The sequence below is a fragment of the Pseudomonas frederiksbergensis genome (assembly GCF_003732275.1).
Lineage (GTDB): Bacteria > Pseudomonadota > Gammaproteobacteria > Pseudomonadales > Pseudomonadaceae > Aquipseudomonas > Aquipseudomonas frederiksbergensis_H.
Genome location: NZ_MOBM01000004.1, coordinates 86517 through 106099, shown reverse-complemented (window position 1 = coordinate 106099; position 19583 = coordinate 86517). Strand labels below are relative to the sequence as shown.

17 protein-coding genes and 6 pseudogenes are annotated in these 19583 nt (G+C 56.0%); 7 read left to right on the top strand and 16 right to left on the bottom strand.

Annotated elements, in window-relative coordinates:
* Nucleotides 1-17: 17 nt before the first annotated feature.
* From BK662_RS02510 to BK662_RS02500, 3 genes and pseudogenes are all read right to left on the bottom strand, one after another.
* A complete protein-coding gene (locus BK662_RS02510; RefSeq protein ID WP_259695868.1) occupies nucleotides 18-362 on the bottom strand; it encodes a hypothetical protein in 345 nt (114 codons plus the stop codon).
* 419 nt (nucleotides 363-781) lie between these two features.
* Nucleotides 782-1189, bottom strand: coding sequence for a DUF3224 domain-containing protein (locus BK662_RS02505; protein WP_123356413.1), 408 nt, complete (start codon nucleotides 1187-1189; stop codon nucleotides 782-784).
* 69 nt (nucleotides 1190-1258) lie between these two features.
* Nucleotides 1259-1465: pseudogene (locus tag BK662_RS02500) on the bottom strand (transposase domain-containing protein); the annotation flags it as partial.
* Between the two features lie 287 nt (nucleotides 1466-1752).
* On the opposite strand from BK662_RS02500, the gene BK662_RS02495 reads away from it, so the two are divergent.
* Complete coding sequence (locus tag BK662_RS02495; RefSeq protein ID WP_123356411.1) at nucleotides 1753-3030, top strand: sugar MFS transporter; 1278 nt, start codon at nucleotides 1753-1755, stop codon at nucleotides 3028-3030.
* Nucleotides 3031-3043: 13 nt separating this feature from the next.
* Here BK662_RS02495 and BK662_RS35670 read toward each other — a convergent pair.
* The 7 genes and pseudogenes from BK662_RS35670 to tnpA form a co-directional block, all read right to left on the bottom strand.
* Nucleotides 3044-3401, bottom strand: a pseudogene (locus BK662_RS35670) (site-specific integrase); the annotation flags it as partial.
* 366 nt (nucleotides 3402-3767) lie between these two features.
* The gene (locus BK662_RS02485; RefSeq protein WP_123356409.1) at nucleotides 3768-4274 is read right to left on the bottom strand and encodes a P-loop nucleotide/nucleoside kinase family protein; all 507 of its coding nucleotides are present in this window, start codon (nucleotides 4272-4274) and stop codon (nucleotides 3768-3770) included.
* Between the two features lie 22 nt (nucleotides 4275-4296).
* A pseudogene (locus BK662_RS02480) lies at nucleotides 4297-4527 on the bottom strand (transposase domain-containing protein); the annotation flags it as partial.
* Nucleotides 4528-4631: 104 nt separating this feature from the next.
* On the bottom strand, nucleotides 4632-6293 hold the full coding sequence (gene ltrA / locus BK662_RS02475; protein WP_123356407.1) for a group II intron reverse transcriptase/maturase: 1662 nt from the start codon (nucleotides 6291-6293) through the stop codon (nucleotides 4632-4634).
* Between the two features lie 577 nt (nucleotides 6294-6870).
* A pseudogene (gene tnpC / locus BK662_RS02470) lies at nucleotides 6871-8157 on the bottom strand (IS66 family transposase); the annotation flags it as partial.
* A gap of 104 nt (nucleotides 8158-8261) precedes the next feature.
* Nucleotides 8262-8597, bottom strand: coding sequence for an IS66 family insertion sequence element accessory protein TnpB (gene tnpB, locus BK662_RS35110; RefSeq protein WP_123356405.1), 336 nt, complete (start codon nucleotides 8595-8597; stop codon nucleotides 8262-8264).
* On the bottom strand, nucleotides 8594-8926 hold the full coding sequence (gene tnpA / locus BK662_RS02460; protein WP_123356403.1) for an IS66-like element accessory protein TnpA: 333 nt from the start codon (nucleotides 8924-8926) through the stop codon (nucleotides 8594-8596). The genes tnpB and tnpA overlap by 4 nt, the downstream gene beginning before the upstream one ends.
* 294 nt (nucleotides 8927-9220) lie before the next feature.
* Between tnpA and BK662_RS02450 the strand changes: the two genes are divergently transcribed.
* Nucleotides 9221-9766 carry an NADPH-dependent FMN reductase gene (locus BK662_RS02450; protein WP_123356401.1) on the top strand — a complete coding sequence of 182 codons (546 nt, stop codon included), beginning with the start codon at nucleotides 9221-9223 and terminating at the stop codon, nucleotides 9764-9766.
* Nucleotides 9767-9892: 126 nt separating this feature from the next.
* On the opposite strand, the gene BK662_RS02440 is transcribed toward BK662_RS02450, so the two are convergent.
* The gene (locus BK662_RS02440; RefSeq protein WP_123356399.1) at nucleotides 9893-10276 is read right to left on the bottom strand and encodes a hypothetical protein; all 384 of its coding nucleotides are present in this window, start codon (nucleotides 10274-10276) and stop codon (nucleotides 9893-9895) included.
* A gap of 473 nt (nucleotides 10277-10749) precedes the next feature.
* On the opposite strand from BK662_RS02440, the pseudogene BK662_RS35105 reads away from it, so the two are divergent.
* From BK662_RS35105 to BK662_RS02420, 3 genes and pseudogenes are all read left to right on the top strand, one after another.
* Nucleotides 10750-11056 (top strand): annotated as a pseudogene (locus BK662_RS35105) (DUF7693 family protein).
* Between the two features lie 740 nt (nucleotides 11057-11796).
* Nucleotides 11797-12639: a glutamate racemase gene (gene murI, locus BK662_RS02425; RefSeq protein ID WP_123356395.1), complete on the top strand. Its 843-nt coding sequence runs from the start codon at nucleotides 11797-11799 to the stop codon at nucleotides 12637-12639.
* Nucleotides 12640-12848: pseudogene (locus BK662_RS02420) on the top strand (transposase domain-containing protein); the annotation flags it as partial.
* Here BK662_RS02420 and BK662_RS02415 read toward each other — a convergent pair.
* Nucleotides 12845-14053, bottom strand: a complete 1209-nt coding sequence (locus BK662_RS02415) for an MFS transporter (RefSeq protein WP_123356393.1) — start codon at nucleotides 14051-14053, stop codon at nucleotides 12845-12847. The pseudogene BK662_RS02420 and the gene BK662_RS02415 sit on opposite strands and share 4 nt — an antisense overlap.
* A gap of 106 nt (nucleotides 14054-14159) precedes the next feature.
* Entirely contained in the window at nucleotides 14160-15023 is an 864-nt protein-coding gene (locus BK662_RS02410; RefSeq protein WP_185047066.1) for a LysR family transcriptional regulator, read from the bottom strand.
* A gap of 242 nt (nucleotides 15024-15265) precedes the next feature.
* Here BK662_RS02410 and BK662_RS02405 point away from each other — a divergent pair, with 242 nt between their 5' ends.
* Together BK662_RS02405 and BK662_RS02400 are read left to right on the top strand one after the other, a co-directional pair.
* The gene (locus BK662_RS02405) at nucleotides 15266-15739 is read left to right on the top strand and encodes a site-specific integrase (RefSeq protein ID WP_185047065.1); all 474 of its coding nucleotides are present in this window, start codon (nucleotides 15266-15268) and stop codon (nucleotides 15737-15739) included.
* Entirely contained in the window at nucleotides 15736-15999 is a 264-nt protein-coding gene (locus tag BK662_RS02400) for a hypothetical protein (RefSeq protein WP_311196275.1), read from the top strand. Before BK662_RS02405 ends, BK662_RS02400 begins: the two co-directional genes overlap by 4 nt.
* Before the next feature lie 163 nt (nucleotides 16000-16162).
* Here BK662_RS02400 and BK662_RS02395 read toward each other — a convergent pair whose 3' ends face one another.
* From BK662_RS02395 to BK662_RS02385, 3 genes are read right to left on the bottom strand one after another with little or no spacing between them, the layout of a single operon-like run.
* Nucleotides 16163-16861, bottom strand: a complete 699-nt coding sequence (locus BK662_RS02395) for an HAD family hydrolase (RefSeq protein ID WP_123356387.1) — start codon at nucleotides 16859-16861, stop codon at nucleotides 16163-16165.
* A 33-nt stretch (nucleotides 16862-16894) separates the two neighbouring features.
* Nucleotides 16895-18313 (bottom strand): UbiD family decarboxylase, encoded by a 1419-nt coding sequence (locus BK662_RS02390; protein WP_123356386.1) that lies wholly within the window; start codon nucleotides 18311-18313, stop codon nucleotides 16895-16897.
* Nucleotides 18314-18327: 14 nt separating this feature from the next.
* Nucleotides 18328-19578 (bottom strand): MFS transporter, encoded by a 1251-nt coding sequence (locus tag BK662_RS02385; protein WP_259695867.1) that lies wholly within the window; start codon nucleotides 19576-19578, stop codon nucleotides 18328-18330.
* Between the last annotated feature and the right edge of the window lie 5 nt (nucleotides 19579-19583).

The window sequence follows — 19583 nt, the reverse complement described above, 5'->3', positions numbered from 1 at the left end:
CGCCCACCTTATCGGCATCATCCTGGGCAGCTCAACTGTTCAGGGTGAAGCTCAATGGAAAAGAGTGTGCTGTTCCTGGCCAGGTAGTAATGCTCCTGGTGAAACTTGAACCTGCGCATCATCGCCAGCAACTGCGGTTCCTTGCAGGCCAGTTGCTCCAGATCACGGCGTATTCTCGCCTCCATGCTGGCCTTGCGTTCCTCGGAGAGGCTGCTCGCTGCTAAGTCGATCCTGTAGCGGTAGAAGATCGTGTCACCGTACGTCAAACCGACGTACTCAAGGATGGTAATTGCATCCAGTTGCTTTGGCAGGGTCGCGTCCAACTGGGCGAGGTGCTCGACCAGCAGCGCCTGTTGGGCCACCTTCTCCTGCTCGGCTTTGAGCGCGAAATAGCGTCCAATCCCGGCAATCAGTAGCAGCGATACCCAGATAGAAATTACGCGGGTTGCGCCGCTTCTTCGGCGCCAGCTTCATCAACATCTTGAATGACTCGTCCTGAGCATGAAAAAGCCCCTAGCGAAACTAGGAGCTACGGGTGAAAACGGCATAGCCTGACACAATACCCCCGGGGGAGCACTCGGCCAATCCGGGGTGGTTATCAGGGCGAGCACTGCGTGAGCTGTCTGCCCAGGCTTGAACTGATTTCGACGCGCCGCGGCTCCGAATCGAGAAGCCAGGAAAAATCTCTAGCCAACGTAAGCGTTCGGCAAAGCCACGGTAAGCACCTAGCGAAGACACCTCCCTGATGCGTCAGGGGCGGTGCCCTTTACGGCTTGTTAAATTATTCGAGGTGGTAATTCAACCAAATATGGTGCGTTCCATCGATGTCAATTGTGATCCCTCCTGACCCTGATATCCCTTTCAAACCATCCGTACCACTGCCTCCAACTATGCAGAAAAACTCATCTGCCCGATCAATTCCGGTCGTGGAGGCGGAATGAATGAAGTTAAAGGAACCCTCTACCCCATTCACCGTACCCTTGAAGCTCTCCATCGCGATGTAGCTGCCCCTTCTTGACGCTTGGTCGAACGCCGCAGTAAAGGCTGTTGAAGAAATACCATCGATAGCTCCTGTATAGGACTTTTCCATGGAGCTGATCGACACTGGTAAGCCTGTTGTAATTTCGGGCGTGAGAGTCAGGTCAGTTGGTTTGAAATTCTTGGAGGAAAAAGTGGCTCGCGCTTCCATTCGGATAAGTCCTGTTCCATATGAGATGAGCGGTCATTCTAATGCAAGAGCACCCTCACGTTGAGAACGTCAGGCCGAGACCAAATGCTGTGGCAGCAGTTGATCGATCTCACTCGCTCGCTGCGTCGGCAGGCGCGTCAGCACATCTTTGAGATACGCATAAGGATCATGCCCATTCAGGCGGGCTGACTGAATCAAGCTCATGATCGCAGCTGCCCGCTTACCGCGGCGTAGCGACCCGGCGAACAACCAATTCGAGCGTCCAAGTGCCCACGGCCCCGCTGCAGCCCAAATGAGCGAATTTACCCCTTATCTCGGCATAACCCCCAAGAGATCCAGCGGCTTGCCAAACGAAAAGTCAGGCACTAAGGTAGCGCCCTCTAACGACTTGCCCCGGACTTTGGGTGAGCGGTAACGGCTACAGACAAAAAATCAGATGGCAGCGCACCCTCCTTTGGCGAGTACTTCACCGCACAAAGATAGCGCTGTCTCACTATCAAGGTGCCTGAGACTCGATAGAGTTTTCCTTGAAAGTAACAATCACAAGAAAGAGGAAGCCCGTGATGACGAACGCTAGTGCTAGCGCGACTGTCACCAACAGTTTGGCAACACCCCACACCCAACGGATGAGCACCTACGTGTTCGCGCTGTTTTTCATCCTCGGCAGCATCACCAGTCTTAACGATGTCCTGGTGCCAAAACTCAAGCACCTCTTCAGCCTCAGCTATACCGAGGCCATGCTTGTGCAGTCGTCATTCTTTTTTGCCTATTTCATTTTCGCCATACCCGCAGGCCTGCTCATTTCGCGAATCGGCTACATGAGAGCGGCCGTCCTCGGGTTGCTGATGATGGCTGGTGGATGCCTGCTCTTCATTCCTGCCACCCAGTCCGCATTGTTTCCAGCCTTCCTCGGCGCCCTCTTTGTGCTTGCGATTGGCGTGACAACCGTTCAGGTCGTTGCGAACCCGCTGCTTTCACTACTCGGAACCGCCGCAATGGCCCCTAGCCGCCTCACCCTCGGCCATGCGTTCAATTCGCTGGGAACCACGGTCGCACCCTACCTGGGTGCCATACTGATCCTGGGCTCCCTCAATGCGGTAGATACCTCCGCATTGTCGCCAGCAGAACTGACGTCCTTCCTGTCGCAGGAAGCCAGCGTGATCAGCAACACCTATGCAAGCATTACGCTCTTCATCTGCATCGTCGCCTTGATCGTCTGGCTTAAAAGAAATGAGCTGCAACCGTCAACAAGACCTGAACGTCTCAATCCATTTGCTGCGCTCGACCTTCTAAAGCAGCCGCGCTTTGCACTCGGCACCGTTTGCATATTTCTCTATGTCGGCGCCGAAGTCACGATTGGCAGCCTCATCACCGACTACCTCATGCTGCCGACAACCCTGGCCCTTCCCGCCGAAGCCGCAGGCAAGCATGTAGCCTTCTATTGGGGTGGCGCCCTGGTTGGCCGCTTTATCGGCTCGGCGCTGATGCGCACTTTCGCGCCCGGGAAACTGCTGGCCTTTGCCGCCACGGCAGTCATTGTGCTGTTGGCGATCTCTGCCACCACACAAGGCGTTGTTGCCGGATGGTCGCTGCTGGCCGTCGGGCTGTTCAACTCCATCATGTTTCCGACGATCTTTACCCTTGCGACCGCAGGGCTCGGTCATCGCGCGGCGGAAGGTTCGGGCCTGTTCTGTTGCGCCATTGTTGGCGGGGCATTTATTCCGCCATTGACAGGGTATGCGGCCGACCTCTCGACGCTCGCGATGGCATTGAGCGTGCCAGCGACCTGTTATGCCGGCATCGCAATCTACGGTTGGTATGCCCGCGCTCCGAAGCACTAGCATTCCCTGGCGCGCGGCTAACCCATTGGTAGAAGCTAACGATCAGATTCAACCGCTTGTTCGCCGTGCCAGGATCGAGCCCCAGCTCGCCTTGAGACCACGTCCCGGTAACGAGATAGGACGCTCAGACCGTTAGCAGGGCTCTCTTCATCCCAGGCCATTGGCTTCCAAGAAGGCGAAGTAGTCGTACAGACGACGTCCGTAGGCTTCCCAAGTCAGTTCGCTTCGTGCCTCACCGGACTCCACGAGAATATGCCTGAGGAAGGATTGCACGTGCTCAACAGGCCAGCCATCTGAGCCAACCAACAGCGGAAAACCTTCGAAAGATCGACCTGCTACGACAGGTCTTTTGTTGCGAATATCAGTCTCATTCCACAGCCTTCAAACACCTTCCAGCGGACTCCCATCAGTGGCCAGGATGGGAAAGGGGCCGGTGCCTGTGCCCTGAACGTTGCAGTCCCTAGGATTAGGGTTGAATTTTCGGTTTTGCTGGCTTCGACCAATGCCAAGTACATCGGGCTTATCGCAAACAGACCAATCGACAACAGGGGCTAGAGGGGAAGAGACACAGACAAAGGCTTTGCACGAGGCAAAGTAATTGCAGCAGGCATAACGCACATTTCCTGATAACCAAGAAACTTCAAGGGCGTTTAGCGACCACGGGAGGGCCACTAAATATAAGTAGTGAAGTAAGCGTCTGCTAATCACACCTTGCGACCTTGGGCTTTTAGCTGGCGCTACTCCTTGGATAAAAATCGTTCGGTGATCATCGCCACCGCCTGCGCCGGTGACGTCAGGGCTGTGTCTATATTAAACGGAGCGCTTTCCCACGCCTCATATTCGTGATCCAGTACAGATTGCCAGGTTGGTGGAGTCAGCCCAGGAATATCAATTTTTCTGGTTTCTACCCGGCGCTGGTGTTCATGTTTATCAGAGCAGATCACTTGGATGTTCACTAATGGAGCACCAGAGCGTGCGGCGATATCGCTCCACGCCTTTCGGCTTTCGATTACTGGGTTAACACAGTCAACTATGACCGTGCTGCCAAAACGAAGATTGCTCAGAGCAAGCTCATTGGCGACCATGTAACCGCTCCGCCCTACGTCTTGTGCAAGAGCACTGGAGTCTCGAATAGCCTGCTCAATCGTATCGATCCGCAGATACACGGCACTTGTTCTGGTGGCAAGGTCACTTGCGATAGTCGTTTTTCCGGTACCTGGAAGGCCGCTGAAGACAATGAGCATTCTATGTCCTTAGGTTAGTGAGTTAACCCAGTTTAGGTGGCTGCCAGTTATGCGGCAGCAACTGGTCGATTTCACTCGCCCGCTGCGTCGGCAGCCGCGCGAGAACATCCTTCAAATAAGCATACGGATCATGCCCATTCAACCGCGCAGACTGGATCAAACTCATGATCGCCGCTGCCCGTTTTCCGCTGCGTAACGACCCTGCGAAGAGCCAGTTCTTGCGTCCAAGAGCCCACGGCCGGATCTGGTTGTCGGGTAGTCAGACGCGGTTACCCGCGTCCAACCCCCTAAGAACCGTGCATGCGAGTTTCCCAGCACACGGCTCAAGCCTCTACAAAGGCACTGTTAAGTACCCGGCTATACCTCTTTGACATTGGCGTACTGCTGATCTCTGGGGCAACGCAGATGGTAGATCTCAAGATTGACTGCGGCGTCCGTTCCTCCGTCGGCCAACTTTACGATGTGGCGACTATGCCACGGCGTATCTTTGGTAACGGGTTTCTGACAGACAGAACATAGGCCGCCTTGCTGTCGCCAGACGCGATACAGCTTCGCTCGTCCCTTCGTTGATTTGAGCATTTTCTTGCCCCATCGGAACTCGAAATACCCATCCCAATTGGGGTCATGCGAGTTGGCAGCAGCCTTGATCTTGATGTGCCGCACTATCGGCGTGTCCGATTCCTTCAGTAAGGTGTATTCCCTTGCCTTACCGTCTGCGTATTTTTCAACGGTGGAGAACACCCACCGGCGCGATCCTCGGACTTTGAAATACCTGTCCTTGATCCACCGGGTTCCTTTGCGCGGATGCCGTCTCACCGCCCAGCGCCAGAGCATTATCCAGACTTCGCTGTCTACCTGATTGAAGACTTTCTTGGCGACCACGTGGCTATGATAGTTCGCCCACCCCCGTAAAATCGGGTTGAGCAGCCCAATCAAATTGACCTGTTTAATCGACTTGTTGGTCTTGATCACTTCCCGGAGCTTGGCAAGGTGAGCCCTGATGTTTGCTTTTGATGGCTTGATCAGGAGCTTGCCATTGTACTTGCGCAAGTTCCATCCGAGGAAGTCGAACCCGTCCCCTATGTGCGTTATTTTGGTTTTTTCCGGAGAGAGGACAAGTCCACGCTCTGCCAGAAACTCGACCACCGCGGGCCTGACTTCATTATCCAGCCACTCTTTCGAACAGCCAGTGATGATGAAGTCATCTGCATAACGCACCATCTGCATTTTTCGGGCTGTCCACTTTGCATTGGGAAACCTCTTCGCCAGCATCGCTTCCAACCCGTCCAACGCCATGTTCGCCAACACTGGGGATATGATGCCTCCCTGCGGGGTTCCGGCGTGGCTGGAGAATAGTTCATTCTGGTAGACGTAACCGGCCTTGAGCCATTTCTGCAAAATCGCCTTATCCATAGGGATGTGGGCGATCAACCAGTCATGGCTGATATTGTCGAAACAGCCTTGAATGTCGCCCTCTAACACCCACTCCGCGTTTGCTTTTCGTGACAGCACACCAAAGCACTGTGCGGCGGCATCCGCAGTTGAGCGTTCCGGCCTAAACCCATAAGAGTTCGGATCGGCGGTGGTTTCCGCTATCGGTTCCAGAGCCAGCAAATGGAGCGCCTGCATGGCCCGGCATTTCATCGCGGGAATTCCGAGAGGTCTCGTCTTGCCGTTTTTCTTCGGAATAAGCACTCTCCGAAGCGGAAGCGGCGAGTAGCCTCGCCGCTTCAATGACGCTATCGCACCGATCTTGGCCCACGGTGTATTCCAAGTCACCTTGTCCACACCGGGGGTATTCTTGCCTTTGTTTTCAGACACCCGTTTCACGGCTAAAGCTTTGCCGCTAAACGAGTGAGTCAGCAGCCATTGCAGGGCTTTCGCCTTGTTATGCCTGCCGTCTTGTACTGCCTTCACAATACGTGTTTGCAGCCCTCTTACTCGACGTTGAGCGTCGGCCCAATTGATGCCGTCCCACGACGTGCCGGAAGGTGCACACGCCAATGTCGCTGCGTTCATTTGCTCTCCTTCCGTTGAAAGGGTTCTACCTACTCTCTCGTGAAGAGAGACCATGAGGACGTCTGCCCGCTTTCGCGTGAAGTGATGTTTCAACTCCTATCCAACCCGTTACAGGCTGGCGTTCGCTTTTTCCTCGTTCCTTCGCCCGCACCGCCATGGGCCGTTTTTGCAAATGGCTGTCCCCGAGGGGAGCGATACGGGATTTCCACGTTCCGCTTACTGAAGTACGTCGGGTTAGGTGCCTGCTATCGACCGGGAGGCATGTGGGTCACGAACGCGCGTGCAGAAAAACGCTGTTCCCACCTCCGCTACCTTTTGGTTCGAGCGTATAAGCCATTTCCGCTCGTTCAATTTAACGATCTTTACGCAGGTTCACATGTGTTCACCATACCGACTATCTAGCCCTTGTCCGGCCATGGCTGCCAGAAGAGTACGCCTCTCACGATTAGTACCCCACACCTTGCGGTGCCTCGTCACATTGTCGAAAGCGCTCTTGATTCAGCCTTCTAGATTCACCCGGTGACACGGGTGGTTCCCTCCAGGGAGAACAACTTCTGTAAGCGACTTCGTGTCGCACCTCCGCCCAATTGTTGTCTATGGGTACTGCCCCGTCATTGAGGTAGCGCGACAGTGCTGACCAGCGTTTCAGGCTGTAATCCAGCGCTCTGCTGATAGCTGATCCTTCGGGTACAAGATCACGCTGGGCTATCATCCAGGCATGCAGCATATCCATCACCGGTACGGCTTTTTCTTGCCGTATTCGGCCCCGTAAACCCGGTTCAAGGTCGCGGACTTCGCTCTCGATTTCATACAGCAACTGGATATGACGCAGGGCCCGCTCGGCGAGCAGGCTCTTGTTGGTGGCGTGCAGTTCGAAGAACTTGCGTCGCGCATGGGCCATGCAGCCGATCTCGGTTACGCCGAGTTCGAAGCTAGCCTTGTAACCGCCAAAATCATCACACACCAGCTTGCCCTTCCAGTCTTGCAGGAAGTTGCGAGCGTGCTCACCGGCTCTGCTGGGGCTGAAGTCGTAAACGACAGCCGCTGTTTCGCAGAATTGGCTGGTGGCGTAGGCCCACACATAAGAACGATGGGTTTTCTTCGAGCCCGGAGCGAGCATCTGCACCGGTGTTTCATCGGCGTGGATGATCTGGTGCCCGAGCACTACGTCGCGTAGCGCATCGACCAGAGGCTGCAACTGCACGCCAGTAACGCCAACCCATTGGGCCAAGGTTGAGCGTGGAATTGCCAAACCAGCTCGACCGAAAATAGACTCCTGACGGTAAAGCGGCAGATGGTCGGCGAACTTGGCGATCATGACGTGGGCAAGTAGCCCGGCGGTCGGGATGCCCTTGTCGATGACCTGCGCCGGAACCGGTGCCTGGATCAGCGTTTCGCAGTCATCACAGACCCATTTGCCACGCACATGGCGCTCAACGGTAAACACGCCGGGCGTGTAGTCCAGCTTCTCGCTGATGTCCTCACCGATGCGCTTGAGTACGCAACCACATTGGCAGTGAGTGTTGTCCGGTTCGTGATGGATCAACGTGCGTGGAAACTCTGCCGGCAACGCTGTGCGCTTGGGCTTTTGCTTTTTCTCGGTCGCCGCTGGCACTGTTTGCAAGGCCTGAAGCTCTGCTTCAATCGCCGCGATATCGGTATCGATCAAGTCATCGAGCAAGCTAGCCTGATCAGGATTCATCTGCTCGCTGCGCTTGGCAAACTTCAAACGCTTGAGCTGCGCAATTTCGTGGGTCAGCTTCTCGATGACCGTTTGATCGCGATGGATCTTCTTGCCCATTGTTTCGACTGTCTGATCGAGACTTTCCACACGCTGCATCAACTGCGCTGCCAGAGCGCGCAGTTGTTCAGGGGTAAGGTGGTCGAGATTGGGGGGGCGAAGTCATGGCGCCGACTTTGCCAGAGCAGGCAGTTTGCAGCGATAGACCGATAGGCTAATGGCAGCCGTTAAAGCAGTGTGATCGCGCCACCAGACCCCACGCGTTGCCATGGCAGGCCCAATACCAGAGCTTGGAGTTGCTCGGTATCCAACTGTATTTCAGAGCCGTGGCGAATGCTTGGCCAGTGGAACTTGCCTTGGTTCAACCGGCGAGCAGCCAGCCAGATGCCGAAACCGTCATGCACCAGAACTTTCATACGAGTGGCGCGGCGGTTGGCGAATAGATAAGCACAGTGCGGCTTCGCCGCACCGAACACCGCGATCACTCTGGCCAACGCGGTCTCGGTGCCAGCTCGCATGTCCATCGGCTCGGTGGCGAGCCAGATGGAGTCGATGCGGATCATCGCAGCAGGTCTCGAAGAAAGGTCGCGCACGCAGCAGCACTTTCAGTTGGCCAGTTCACTTTGACGGCGCCACGCGGATGCTGGATCTCGACGCAGATATTCGACGATGCAGCTTGCGAATTTGCTCCGGCCAGCTGCATGGGTAACGGAATAAACGCAGGTTGCAGCGCCGTGCTTTTCTGCGCTTGTACCCGAATCCATTTATGGACGAGGTTTGCGTTGAGGCTATGGCTGAGCGCGATGCTGGCAATAGAAGCGCCGGGCTGGGCACACTCTTGAATGACTTGGGCCTTGAAGGACTTGGAGTAGGAACGGCGTTGTGGCTGCATGAAATACCCGCTTAAAAGGCTAGACGCTTAAAAGGCTAGAACTGGTGTCCACCTCAATTTGAGTGCACACCATGTCCTGGCCTCGCGGGGCTGGGTAGATGACTTGGCCGGACGGATACGTAGTGAAGACAACGCCGTACTGATGTCGGCGGTGTGTAAGCGTCTGGCAAAGCCATCTGGTCATCCCTGCGAAACCAGGACATAGGGTTTGACTCCGGTGGTAGGGCCAATGATGGTGCAGTAAGTGGCCCTCATGCGACACTCCCCGCCCTACAAATCAGGGAGAGTGTTGACATGGTGCGTTTGCTTGCAGTTTCAGGGAGTCTTCGCGAGGCCTCCTCCAACTCAGTGCTATTGCGTGCAGCTGAGGTTCTCTGTCCCAAAGGGCTGTCGATAGCGCATTATCACGAGGTTGGCCAGTTACCTCATTTCAACCCGGACTTCACGGAAACTCCTCCTGAATCCATCATGGGCTTACGCTTCAGTATCGCCCACGCGGACGGCGTTCTGATCTCTTGCCCTGAGTACGCTCGCGGAATTCCCGGCTCATTCAAGAATATGCTGGACTGGCTCGTTAGCTCTGAGGAGTTCCCAGGCAAACCCGTTGCTCTTTTCAACGCTTCACCTCGGGCTTCGCACGCGCAGGCGGCACTGCGGCTGGTTCTGGAAACAATGTCGGCTTGTATCGTGGAGGAAGCATCAATATCCGTAAATTTGCTTTCCACGGAATTGAGTGCAGAGACCATCGCAAATGATCCAACGATCCGCCCACTGATTGTTTCCGCACTTGAAGCATTCAAGCAGCAAATCGATGGCAAAAAAAGCGGGCTATCTTCATAGAGATTCCGCCAGTTAAGTCGATAGTAATAAGCGTTTGGGCGGCGGTGGGTGGGTGGGTGGGTGACGGTGCCCAGTTATGTGGCAACAATTCAGCGATTTCACTAGCCCGCTGCGTAGGCAACCGCGTCAGCACGTCCGTAAGCGTCTGGTAGACACCTTGCTGATAGCTAAACTGTCACCTTTCATTTGTGGATGATGGAGCCTACTTACAGGAGTAGGCACTACCCGTTTTGATGAGATTTTTCCGTGCCTGGCATTGCCGTACCGTTGTGTATGGGGGTTGGTGTAGATCGGATGCATTGTGATCCATCCAGGTGAAACGCTCGCCAGCAAATGCCACTGATCCTCAGGGAGCGAAACCCAGGCAAGAGGTGAAATCTGTCGGAACAGCTGCATACGCAGATCTACAGATGGCTGATCTTCGTCACCGCGCTCAAGCCGAAAGGTCGGATTCATGACCTCTTCATGATCGAACTCCTGCACACCCGCCACATTATCGTCCGTAGCCATGGCCTTATCCTCCTGATCAAGCATTCTGTGCCGCGATTAATGAATGAAGCATTTAAGCTTGCCAGATCTATGCAGATCGATAGGTTTAGGCGCAAGGGCTATGAAATCCCCGACAGAGCTCGGGCAGCGCCCTACGCAGTTACCCTCGCAAGGTCAGCGGCGGAATACGTCCCGCCGGGAACTACTAGCCATCACTCACTTCTTCTCGGTCGGCTCAACCCAGTAAGCATATGTGGATTCCGTAGCCTCATGGCGATCCAACCTGGGCACGGTTCTGAGCCCCAGCGTTTTAGTCACCAATGCCGCAAGTTAATCCGCTGCGCTCGGTAACCAATACTGCAACCACAGAAGTACATAACGATACGCTCGTGAATTTTAGCCGGGCCCATTGGCCCGAATGAGCGCCCCCCTATTCACTTCACTTCACCCCGTAGCTTAGCTATGGGCAAGTGGTGTCTCGCACACAGATTGATTTGAACACAACCTCCCCTCTCACCGCCCGCGAGGTCTACCAGGTGCTGACGGACGTCGCTCTCGGTAAGCGCATCATGATGCAAAGCTCCATCCAATCATGGAATGAGATCTATCACGGACTCATGCCCCTTGAGGTCGACGGCTAATTTCTCAAGCTCTTCAATGATTGCGACATTCTGGATTACTGCGAGGACTGCAGGTCGTGTCGGGTCTCTTGAAACCTGGCAGCGTTATGGCACTGATCCTGTCGACCTATTGAGTGGCTGGGAACGTGAGCTGCTTGAGCGCCTGCTGAATGCGCTCTGACCCATCATTTAGCGTCGTTGGTCGATCCCGCTATCATGCACGGCGTAGATCAGGAATGTAGATAACGCTATGCCAAGATTGTCATTCGCCGTCAGAATTTTGTTCGCATGCTGCCTTTTAATCGCAACCGCTAATCACATCCGTGCAGACGTTTCGCATGGATTGCTCTGGGACTACGGATACGGGCCTAGCACTTACTTGGCCAGCCGTATTTTCTGGGGGGCGCTTACGTTTTTTGACCCGCTTGCAGCACTGCTACTTTTCATCAAGCCAAGAGCCGGAATCGTGCTTACGGTAGCGATTATTTTGGTCGACGTAACCCATAACACTTTTTACGTCGCATTGAAGCAACAGTGGCTGGAGCCGTTCTACCTGTCCCAGGTAGCATTCCTTATCATTGTATTCCTACTGTCACCCATCGCTTGGAATGGCCCTACTCGAGACGTAGCGCTCACCAATCCAGTCCGAGTGTGATTCGCTCCACACGCCTGCCGACGCAGCGGGCGTGTAAGACTACCGAGCTGCCGCCGCACAAGTGGGCGCTCGCTTAGCCACTCAAGGTGTGTTGGAAGGACGCTTTGATCGTTCATCAGGGGGGGCGCCGAACGGCCGAACCTGCCGTTCGACAACTGCGCGCAAATCGTTGAAAATCGTGACCCACGCTAGGAGCGAACGAGGAGAGATGCACTGTTTGCCACCCATGTGGGTGATAAACTATCGAATCGACGGAGCGAGGACAAATGATCGGGGTATTTGATTCTGGTAGCGGTGGACTGACGGTCTTCAGAGCGCTTCGGGAGGCCTTTCCTAATCAGCGTTTCGTCTACTACGGCGACCACGGCAACGCGCCTTATGGCAATCGAGATGCCGACACGATCTATGAGTTCACAGTATCTTCGTTGGAGCGACTCTTTGAGTTGGGGTGCTCGCTGATCGTCGTCGCCTGTAACACGGCAGCTGCAACCGGCCTCCGTCGTCTTCAGCAAACATGGCTTCCAACTCGTTACCCGGACAAACGAGTGATCGGCGTTATCGTCCCAATGGTGGAGGCGATGACTGGTGTTCCTTGGTCAGCCGAATCCGATAGTGGCTTGCAAAACCACGGAAAGAAGACCGTGGCCGTCTTTGCAACTCGCTATACCGTGGAAAGTCGAGTATTTGTCGAGGAAACCGCGAAGCGAGCGCCGAATGTTAATCTCGTGCAGCAAGCTTGCCCTAGTCTCGTTCGACTCATTGAGGCAAATGCCCCGGTGCAGGATCTCAGGCGCGCCGTCCGACGTTACGTGACACTGTTAATGCGGCGATTGGGCGAGGAAAGCTTAGACGGGGTATTGCTCGGCTGCACCCATTATCCGTTGATCGAAGATCTGTTTGCGGAGGCCATCCCAAACGATGTCGAGATTTTCTCTCAACCAAAAGTGACGGCAAGCAGTCTTGCTGGTTACCTAGCACGTCATCCCGAATTCGCATGTGGTCACGAGCCAGGCGCCACATTCTGTACATCGACCAATCCGGAACATATAACAAAGCTCGCGTGGCGATTTTTGGGCGACACCAGCATGCAGTTTAATGCATTGTCTTGAATCCGGCCGTGGGCACTCGACGCTAGAACTGGCTTTTCGCGGGCTCGCTACGCAGCGGAAAACGAGCGGCTGCGATCATGAGCTTGATCCAGTCCGCGCGCATGAACGGGCACGATCCGTATGCGTATCTGAAGGACGTTCTGACTCGTTTGCCGACGCAGCGCGCGAGTCAGATTATCGATCTGCTGCCGCATAAGTGGGCTATTTAAGCCTCGCCATCTGTGCGAGCTTGGCTTTGATTCGGGACACCCCTCCAAAGCTGTATAAGCGCCAAAGAAGCAAGACTAGCAATACTGAGCGCAAGTGAGCTGATTCCAATGCTCAGTCCCCAGAAGTCGATCAAATAACCAGTTAACACCGGAATCGCACCGGCGGGCACATACCCCCCCATGTTGAACACTGCGTTGGCTTCGGCTCTGCGCTGCGCTGGCACATTGTCAGCAATAAGGGTCAGTCCACCTAACTGCCCCAAGCCTTGACCGGCGCCTGCCAGCAGAGCGGAAGTGATCAGCCATGGAGCGGAGCCGGTTTCCAGCGCAATCCATACGAAGATCATTGACGAAATAGTAGCGATCCCGCTTAGCGAAAATACGGTACGGTTGCTGAATTTCTTGGTTGCGAACTGCACGGCTACGGCCACGAGGAACATGGAAAAAGCCATACAACCTGTTGCAAGGGGACTGTTCACGCCCAGAAATGTGGCTATCAACTTGGGGCCGAGCGAGAGGATGAATGAAGTCGATGTTATTCCAGGGCCGAAGAACGCTATCCCTAACAGCACGATGCCGAGATTTTGCTTAGCAACGGTGGGCAAGCGCGGTTTAAACGAACCGACCCCAAGCTTCAGGTTCTTCTGATTAAGCAGCGCCACAAGCGCCACGCACAAAATCGCAATCTCAATTCGGAAGACTGTGTGGATCGGGTTTGGAAAATATTGCGCCACGACCCCCGCCAATAGCGGCCCGGTGCCTGCTCCGGCCACCATTGCGACAGATGCCATTAGCGAAGCAAAATGCTTGCGATGCGGCTGAGCATGCTCAACAACATTCGCCATACCCCCGGATACAACGAGGCCTACTGAAACGCCTGTGAGGAAGCGTGCAAGCATCAAGACGCCCATGCTGTTGGCCTGATCGAACAAAATCGCTGCAACGATAGCAAGCCCCACACAGGGCAGTAGGAGTGCTTTGCGCCCGTAATGGTCGGACAACTGCCCCGCGACGGTGAGAGTTAGAAGGAGGCCGATGATGTAGCAGGCAAAAATCACGGTCAGCACTCCGGACGCGAAGCCGAGGGATTGCTGCCAAGAGCTGTAGAGCGGCGTAGCCGCATTCGACAGCATAAAGATCGCGGTCACGATCCACGCTGTACGGTACACAGCCATTGAGCTTTGTTGGGGATGGGTAATGCTCATTGGTGAAGAGCCTCTATCTCTAGCCAGAAATTCAAATTCTGCCTAGGGTAGAGATATGCTTGGTGACGGCCTATTCACTAAAACCACAAATGGGATGTGAAAAAATTCACAGCTCCCGCGCCTGCACTAAGCCCTCCATGAGGAAATCCAAGACTGCTCGGATTTTTAGAGAGCTGCGGAGATCTTCATGAAACGCGAGCCAGATGGGCAGTTCCAGCGGTGTGTGATCCATATCAACGTCTACCCTCGCCAACCCATATTCCTTGCCTAAAAAATCTGGCAGGAAAACTATGCCAGCATTGCCTACGGCAGCTAATGCCTGAATGCGCAGGTCGTTGCTGGTGACGGAGAGCGGCCGTCCACCCAGCCGATCCATGAGCCATTGCTGCTGTATCGAATCGTCCATGCTACGGTCGTAGCCTATGAACTCGAACTGTTCAGGTTCACGTTGACTAATGTAGTCCTTGCTAGCATGAGGGTAAAAACGCAAGGAGCCGAGGCTTTTGGCGACGACACTCTGTTCTTCCGGCCTGCTGAAGGTAATGGCAATATCGGTTTCTTTTCTTGCCAACGACGCGGTGGACTTGGCTCCAACGAGCCTGAGCTGCAACCGGGGATAACGCTCGCGCAATACCCCGAGCCGCCGAGCTACCAAAGTTCCGAGGTACGCAGGAGGTGCGGACAAGATCACCTCACCCTCAATGCGACTTTCTTCCCCGTCAGCGAATCGCCTGAGTGCAAATGACGCAGACTCCATCTGCGCTGCATATTCACCTACCCTCACACCATCCTCGGTCAGCTGGTAAACACGACCCCTACGATCTACTAGCTTCATGTTCAAAGAGGCTTCGAGGGCAGCTATTCGGCGAACCACAGTCGCGTGCTCCACCCCCAGCGAGCGCGCCGCAGCGGCTAAGGTGCCCTCATGAACAAAGGCAAAGAAAAAACGGAGGCTATCCCAGTCGAGCATATTAATCATCAGGTGTAGTACGAGAGGCTTTTCAGCAAGCTATAAGCCTAGCTTACCGAGTAATCAGGTGACACTGCCGCATAAAGGTTGGACTTAAGGTCGTCCCCACGTTATCCGCCCTCAAGAACCTCTTATGCAATGACAGCAATCACGACGGTTATGAGGAGAGAAAGGTCAGACGGCCCCCCGGCGTTCTTGCCCACATCGATGCCAGCGGCGGTAAGGCGATGGTGAGCGACATTATGCCGCGTCAGCATCGGGTGCTACCGAAGTTCCTCAGCATGGGTGAGATTAAGGTGTTGCTGGAAAACGCGGAAAATCCGCATCACCGAATGATTCTTCGCCTTGATCCATACGATGGTCATGGGATGCGCACGAAGGGAAGCAAGCCGCGTGGCATCTATATCAGTCGACGCTTTCTCGCGGATCTGCACCGATATGTGGTGCAGGTTCGTGGTGAGCGCGCGTCACTGAGTCGTACTCAGCACAAACCGCTGTTCTTGAATCAGCTCGGTGAGCCCTACGCCGATGATGGCAAACGCATCGAACGCATTGTCCGAGAAATTGGCAAACGAGCGGACATCAAGGTTCATACGCACATGCGTCGCCACACCTACGCGCCCCATACTCTGGTCGCCCTTCAGCGTAATGGCAGCGAGAGTCTAAGGTCACTATTGCCGCGGTGGCGCGTGAAGCGGGTGTTTCAACCGCCATGATTCACAATCACTATCCAACTGTCGCCGAGGCGATCCGCGATGCTCAGGGGCGTTCGAGTCGTGCCCAGCGCGATGTGAAACAGCAGGATCTCTTGACTGAGCGCGAGAAGAATCGAACGCTCCGCGAAGAGATTGATGAGCTGCGCGCCAAAGTCGCTAACCTTGCCTCCATCAACGAGGTATTGATAGCCGAGATCCGAGTTCTAAAAGCAAAACAGAGCGATCCGAAGGTAATAGATCTGTCTTTCGGCAAGTTGTAATCCAGACCGCCGAGCATGCATATACGTTGCGCAGGATGGTCGATGAGACTTTAGGTGATCGGTTCGCCAACCCGTAGCAGTGGTGGAATCAATAGCCTGACTCGCGGGCAACTGGCACGGATGGGCGCGTTGGTCAGCTCGATGAGATTATCTGTTCGCCAAACTAACTCTCGGCACTCGGGCGCCTCCTGGACGCGCGGCAGTCCTCCAGCCGTAGCAGATCAGTCGCCGACTGGATAACGAAATCTGGCGCCAGCACCTCGCAGAGTGGTGCCAGCCCATACCCGTAAGCCGCCCAGCAACTCGCTACGCCAAGGTTGCGGGCATAGCCAAGGTCGATCTCGGTGTCGCCAATCACCAAGACCCGGGCGTTGTCGCCGTTGCGCATCCGCGGCTTGACCTGTTCAAAAAAGCTGTCTGGGCTGGGCTTGGGCGCGCGATCGCCGACAGCCGCCACGACCCCGCGAAAGCACGAGCCTAGACGGTACTGTTCAAGCGTGGCGAGGATCGAGACCTCGCCCTTGTTGGAAACAATAAACAGCTCTTTACCCGCCTCATGCAGTTGGTGCAGAACGGCTTCGACACCGGGATAAGGCGCACTCTGGGCAACACCCAATCCGCCGTTGTAGATCGCTCGATAGTCCGCGACCCACGCCGGCAACTCAGGCACATCAGCAGCACCCAGCAGTACACCCAGCATATCCACCAACGAGAGACCCTGGTCGATCACCTGGTCGATCAAGTGCGCAGCAAAAGGCGCCACTCCACGGCGGCTGGCCAGGGTTTCAAGGGTTTTGCGGATAGCATTGCGAGTGTCGAACAGAGTGCCATCGAAATCAATCAGCAGGGTGCAATAGTGCATAGGCCATGGATCACTCAAATGGGCAAAAACCAATCAGGCAAACGCCCGGCGAAACCGTGAGCGCAGGGCAAACGGAACGGTGCAATCGAAGATGCTTTTGGGCGCCGCCCCCGTGTGCTCCCCCCTGCAGTAAAGGCTCGACAGCGTCGGGTCAAGCGGCGTGCCTGGCAGCGGTCGAGTGCGGTGAATATCCATTTCTGCCCGAAAGCGGGTGGACATCGCCCACAACACGTCCTCGGCGGAACAGGGATTGACGTCCTCGTCCACCAGCACAATATTCTTGGTACTGGAGATGGCTTCGAGCAGCCGCTGCGCCAACTGCCTGACCTGCTGATCATCCGCCTCGCACGACTTGACTACCTGCAACACGGTAAACAGGTGCCCGCCGCCGGCGGGTTGCGCCACGATATCCTTGACCCGCGTGCTGATCCCCCACTCACTGAGCAACCGCAGGATCGACGCTTCCTGGCCAGCACCCAGTAATTCCGATTGCTCTCGACCCGGCCCCGAGAGCGCCTGATAGAGGGCGCCCGGGCGATGGCTCAAGGCACTCACACGCAGGGTCGATACTTCGCCGCACGGCGAGTAGTAACCCAGGTACTCCGGCATGGAGTGCGCATCGCCGACCTCAGACTCGGCTTCCATTTCGGTCCCCAGGGTCGCTTCCAGCACAATCTCGGCGTGTTCGACAAACCGCCCGGCGTTGGAATAGCACGGCGCAAGTTCGACGCCGCGCCCACGAATCGCGCCCGCGACGCCCAGTTCGTCATCACCAAACCCGAGGGCTGGTTTACTCAAGGCAGCCGCGATGTAGATGGCCGGGTCCATGCCGATGTTGACTGAAACCGACAGCCGTTCGCCCCGCTGGGTATGCAGATCAATCAGGCGTTGCAGGTCGCCACCTGGATAGATCGCAATAGCCACCGAAGAGGGTTTGATCGTGATGCGGTGCACCGAACAATTGGTCGCGCCACTGCGCTCATCGCGGGCATACACCATGCCCAGCGTAATGGTCGGCCCCGGGTCACCGACCGAACACGTGAGCGCCGGCAGCAGCGCCTGCAAGTCAGGGTTTTCCATCACCACCCGCTCCGTCGCAGGGCGCACCATGACGGGCGCGATCGGGTTCATGATCGCCCGATACACCAACTCGGCATTGCACACCTCCCTGCTGTGCCGGCCTTGAGGGTCCAGGAAAATCCGGCTGTTGGCCCGACTGCCGAATACCCCCAACAGCACCGCAAAGGCACCCGTGCGCGGCTTGCGGTATAAGCGCAGAGGTTGTTCGGCGCTCATCACCGAGTTGGTCGTTGTTCGGTACGCCCCCAGGTAGTCACTCAGTAACTCAAGGTTCGGATCAATCGGTGTATCGGTTTGCGCCACGGTTTGCCCGTGACGCTCAAGCACACCCAGAGCGGAGCGCAGATCATAAATCTCAAGGCTGTCCGTCATCGCTGCGCCCTCGCTCAGGAACCTGCCGAGGCTGCCGGGACCGCAACCTCAGGCAACGGGCGACCGGCAATCAGGACGAACACCACCGATAGCAGCGCACAGAGCGCACCCAGCATGATCGAAGCCGAGTAACTCTGATAAAGGTCGAACAGCAGCCCTGCGACGCTCCCGCCGATCAGGGCGGCCACCCCCACCGAGATGTACAGCGAGCCCAGGATCGCACCCAGATTCGCCGTGCCGAACCAACTGGCGGCCACCGATGGGTAAAGGGATATGCAGCCACCATTGGCCACACCGAAACACAGGGCGAACAGCGCCAGCGTGATGAACGTATGGGCACCCAGCCACAGCAGGTTGAGCAGCACCAGCGCGAAGGTCAAAACGATCAGCAGGCGACGCGCGCCCATCCGGTCACCGATGCTGCCCAGGAACAACCGGCCGGCGACGTTGCCGACGCCGATCAGCCCAATCAACAAGTTGGCTTGGGTAGCGGAAATACCAAATTGCCGCGCGTAGGGGTTGATATGCACCAGCGCGAGAAACAGCCCCACCGAGCCAAAAAAAATCGCCCCGAAATACCACCAGAATCGCCCCGTACGCGCAGCCTCGGCCAAGCGCATGCCGCTGGGCGCCGCATGTCGCCCGGTACTCGCATCTGCGGGCGTGAGGCCATCCGGAAACAGCCCCAATTCTTGCGGATTGCTCCTGACCAGCGACGCCACCAGCAGCCCCACCACAAGAATCGCCAGCGCAAAAATCTGCAGGGTCGACTCCCAGGAAAAGTGCTGCATGAGCAGCCCGGCGGCCGATGGACCGACAAACGTTCCGACCCCGGTTCCCGCCAGTGCAATGCCCGACGCCTTGCTGCGATTCTTGACGAACCAGCGCTGAACCGCGGCCACCGTGGGCACATACACCAGGCCGACACCCAGCCCGACCAGGGAACAGAAACACACCAGGAATAGCTGCAACGATCCCGAGGCAAGGCTACTGAGAAAGAACCCCAGTGCCAGCAGTACGATGCCCACCCCGACCACAGCCCGGGTAGAGATGCGATCCGCCAACGAACCGGAAAACACCCCAACCACGTAGTAGATAAACGCCGTCAGTGAAAACACCGAGGCCACGGAAAAACGCCCCACATCGAAGTTGGACTGAATCTGTGAAAAGAACGCGCCGAAGGAGTAAGCGCCACCAAATATAAGCGCCAGCAGCAGATGCGCCGCGAACACCACGTACCATCCTGGAAATATTTTGCTTTTCATCACAG